5 protein-coding genes and 1 pseudogene are annotated in these 3888 nt (G+C 57.2%); 4 read left to right on the top strand and 2 right to left on the bottom strand.

The window, feature by feature from the left end; all coding sequences use genetic code 11:
* Together WA354_RS21560 and WA354_RS21555 are read left to right on the top strand one after the other, a co-directional pair.
* Positions 1–202: pseudogene (locus tag WA354_RS21560) on the top strand (transposase zinc-binding domain-containing protein); the annotation flags it as partial.
* Positions 191–637, top strand: coding sequence for a transposase (locus WA354_RS21555; protein WP_472815082.1), 447 nt, complete (start codon positions 191–193; stop codon positions 635–637). The pseudogene WA354_RS21560 and the gene WA354_RS21555, both read left to right, overlap by 12 nt.
* A gap of 584 nt (positions 638–1221) precedes the next feature.
* Here the strand turns inward: WA354_RS21555 and WA354_RS21550 are convergent.
* Entirely contained in the window at positions 1222–1467 is a 246-nt protein-coding gene (locus WA354_RS21550; RefSeq protein ID WP_472815081.1) for a hypothetical protein, read from the bottom strand.
* A 7-nt stretch (positions 1468–1474) separates the two neighbouring features.
* A complete protein-coding gene (locus tag WA354_RS21545; protein WP_472815080.1) occupies positions 1475–1915 on the bottom strand; it encodes a hypothetical protein in 441 nt (146 codons plus the stop codon).
* A gap of 150 nt (positions 1916–2065) precedes the next feature.
* On the opposite strand from WA354_RS21545, the gene WA354_RS21540 reads away from it, so the two are divergent.
* Positions 2066–2731 (top strand): helix-turn-helix domain-containing protein, encoded by a 666-nt coding sequence (locus WA354_RS21540; RefSeq protein WP_472815079.1) that lies wholly within the window; start codon positions 2066–2068, stop codon positions 2729–2731.
* 140 nt (positions 2732–2871) lie between these two features.
* The coding region (locus tag WA354_RS21535) for a phytoene desaturase family protein (protein WP_472815078.1) at positions 2872–3888 on the top strand (1017 nt) is incomplete at its 3' end.

Genomic DNA, 3888 nt, shown 5'->3' with positions numbered 1-3888 from the left:
CCAGCAACTGAGCGTGTTGCGGGCCATCGCCGCATGTCGAACTGCTGCGCTCGGAGGCCATCTGGACTCCTGCTCGCGGTGCGATCTCCAGGCTATCTCTTATAACTCCTGCCGCAACCGGCACTGCCCGAAGTGTCCGGCACAGGCGCGCCAGCGCTGGCTTGCCCGGCGTGAGCAGGACCTGCTCCCCGTGCCCTACTTCAGCTTCGACGGTCAACGCGTAAGCTTCCGATGGAAAGACTACGCGCACGGTAACAAGCAGCGCGTCATGACGCCATCCGCAAGCGAGTTCCTGCGCCGATTCTGCCAACATGTGCTGCCCAGAGTTTCGTCCGCATCCGACACTTCGGCTATCTCGCCAACGCACGCCGGGCCGCTCTCATCGCGCTCGCTCGCCAGCAACTTGCTTGCCAGCCTCCGCCGACATCGCATCCCACCAACTCCCCGGAAGCTACCTGGCGTTGTCCGCGCTGCAGAGCCAACATGCTCATCGGGCCCAACCTCACCGCGCAACAACTGGCGTTTCGATGCGACCTTCCCGACACTTCCTGATCCCAACCCTATTCACGGACCAGCGAAGATGTGGCACCACGTCTCCGCCCACCTGTGTCTTCAGTGCGAAGTTGCGACCTTATAGCCCATTCCTGCTTGCCTGCAACTCGCGAAATTACCCGCATGTGAGGATCTATCTCCCTTGTTGCCGTATCCAAGCCGGGTCTTCCAGCCTCTTCGCCCTTCTTAATACAGGCCACTTCTCCCCCCTAGCTCCCTAGCAGCGCCCGCCACTGCCACCGTCTTCCTTCTAGTCCCCTTATCGAAAATGCCTCGGGGCAGCCGGCGCAGAAGTGTCTGAATGCGAGGACTCGCCCCGAGGCATTTCCGATCAAGGCTAACGACTTCTATGTAAGTCAACGGCAAGAGAAAAGCGCAGGTGTCCATGGCGCGCTCGGGAGAGCGCGCATTGATCGAATTAGGATGCCCGTTTCGCATCATTGGCCTCTCGGCCGATGGTCCCTGCTCTCGAGCAGAACCAGACATCTATTTGCAGCCTCGGGCTCTGAAGAGCCGTCGCCGAAGATTGAGTTTGTGATCTCTGCCAGTCCCGAAACAATTCGTGGTGAGCCTCCGGAGTTTGATCTCCTTCGCTCAGTCGCCATACCGCAGGACCTGGCAGTCTGCGCACGGAATAATCCTGATGTTTTTTCATTCATGGGCAGGTTTTTAGGCTGCCGCAGTGCCTCCGAACTCCTCGGTGGGCACGAAATCCTGTTGTCTGCGTTCGACTGCGAGCAGATAGGCAACGATCTTCCTCGCCACTGCGAGGGTGGCGAGGTTGCGATTACCTCGCTGCATCTCTTTTTCGTCGATCAGAGCCAGTTCGTGGCACTGCCTGGGCGCCAGTTTGGCAGCCTCTACCAGCACATGCTGAATGTGCTTGTTGCGCTGCTTGGATATGGGCATGCGCATCATCTTGTCAGCTGAACTCTTCTCGGCTCCGCAGATTCCGCAGTAACAGCCTGTTTGATCGAGCGAAAGCGAGCGACATCGCCGATCTCCAGAGCCACGTCAGCGCCGTGATCGGGCCGACTCCGGGAACCGTTCTTAAACGCTTCAGTCTCTCGGCTAGCGGCGGATCACGTTCCAGCGAACTGACGAGAGCATAGTCCAGCTTCTGCGCCCGAACGATGTGTTCGCGGCTTAGCTTCAAAAACGGCCGGATACTCTGATCGATCTCTTCGTTGCCGGCCATCAGCTCGGCGAAGTAGCCCACCTTGTGCAGCCGTCGCTTGGTATGCGTCACGCCCTTCTCCAGCAGCAGCCCTGATACGCGGTTCTTCATCTGCACCATCTGCTTGACCAGCAGCCCGCGATAGCGCAACGTTCGCCGCCGGTCGCGGATCTCGGTTGATGCCATGTGGCACTCGGGAAGGAAGTCGCAGCGAAGACAATCGGCGATCTTGCTGGCATCGATCTTGCTTGTTTTTGCCTGAGTCTTCAGGCGGTTCACTTGCCGACTTGACAAGGACGCAAGATCGCTTGATTGTGAGTAAATAGCAATCTGTAAGTGGGAAGTCGTCGGTCGCAGGGCCAGGAGGCTCAGTTCCTGAAACAGAAGAAATCGGCAGCGAGAACTACCGACACCTCCGTGGTGAACGAATCACTTCGGCCCTACGCCATTGCTGACAAGCTGCGCACCCTGCGTCTGCGCAAGAGCATGGGCCTCGCTCAGCTTGCGGAACACACCGGTCTTTCTCAGGCTATGCTTTCGCGACTTGAAAACGGCCGACTTGTGCCGACCTTGCCGACGCTGACGCGGATTGCCATGGTGTTCAGCGTGGGTCTGGACTACTTCTTCACCGATCCGCGAAAGCGTTATGTCACCGCAGTGATACGCCGCAGCGAGCGCAAACTATTTCCTTCCGATCCAAAGGCCACAATTGCACCGTGGCATTTTGAAAGCCTCGACTTTCGCGTGAATGAAAGAAAGCTGAATGGCTATCTGGCGCATTTCCACCCGCTGTCGCCGGAAAAGGTGGTTCCTCACCATCATCCGGGAGTTGAACTGCTGTACCTGATTGTGGGCAAATTGGAGATGACCGTTAGCGTTGAAAAGTACCAACTCGCGGAGGGGGACGCCATCTACTTCGATTCGCTGCAAAAGCACTCGTACCGCAGTCTGGTGAAGTCGCCCTGCACGGCGATGGTCGTCACTACACGTTCAACTTCGTAGCGCGTGGCGTCAGCGAAAGCGTTTCGTGCTTCTTTACTGCGTTGCAAGAAAACTGGGCTTTCTTGCTTTCAAAGCAATTGATTGCGCTCCGAACCGTACGCATCCTTCTATCGTCCGCCGATTCGGCCTAGCGTGAATTTATGAGCGTTCACGCAGGCAAGAAAAAACATATTGCAATCGTGGGAGCGGGGCCAGGGGGACTTGCGTCGGCCATGCTCCTGGCGCAGCGCGGCTTTCGCGTCCAGGTTTTCGAAAAGCAGGACGTGATTGGTGGAAGGAATGCAGAAGTTCGGCTGGGCGACTATCGCTTCGACCTCGGTCCGACATTTCTGATGATGAAGTTTCTGCTGGACGAACTGTTCGCAGAGGGAGGTCGCCGCTCGACCGACTATCTGCAGTTCAAGAAGCTTGATCCAATGTATGAGCTCCGATTCCATGACAACACCATGCTTGTTCATTCTGATCCTCAAGCGATGAAGGCAGAGATCGAGCGGATTTTCCCAGGAGAAGGAGCGGGCCTGGATCGCTTTCTTGCGCGCGAGGGTCAGCGCTTCGAAAAGCTCTATCCGTGCTTGCAAAAACCCTATGGAACGCTTGCCAGCATGATCAGCCCCACGCTGCTTGCAGCAGTTCCCCATATCGCCGCCGGGCGCTCGCTCTACGACGTGTTGGGTAACTACTTCCGCTCCGAAGAGCTGCGATTGGCGTTCACTTTTCAGTCAAAGTATCTGGGCATGTCGCCATGGGACTGTCCCGGTCTTTTCACGATGATTCCGTACACCGAGCACGCGCACGGCGTGTATCACGTGATGGGCGGACTCAGCCGCATCAGCGAAGCGTTTGCCCGGGTGGCATGCGAGGAAGGGGCCGAAATTCATACCTCGACACCCGTAAAACGTGTGCTACTGGAGGGGCGGCGCGCTTGCGGTCTCGAACTTGAAAATGGGGAGAAGATTCACTGCGACCACGTGGTGATCAACGCAGATTTTGGTCATGCGATGAGCACCCTGTTCGACGAGAAGGATCTTCAGCGCTATAAGCCCTCGTCACTGCGGAAACGCCAGTTCTCCTGCTCCACCTTCATGATGTATCTCGGCCTTGACCGTACGTACGATATCGAGCACCACACGATTGTCTTTGCCCGCAATTACAAGAAG

The sequence above is a fragment of the Occallatibacter sp. genome (assembly GCF_049802275.1).
In the GTDB taxonomy this organism is placed as follows: Bacteria; Acidobacteriota; Terriglobia; order Terriglobales; family Acidobacteriaceae; genus Telmatobacter.
Note: the sequence above shows the minus strand (reverse complement) of the source record. Positions and strands in the feature narration are given on the sequence as shown.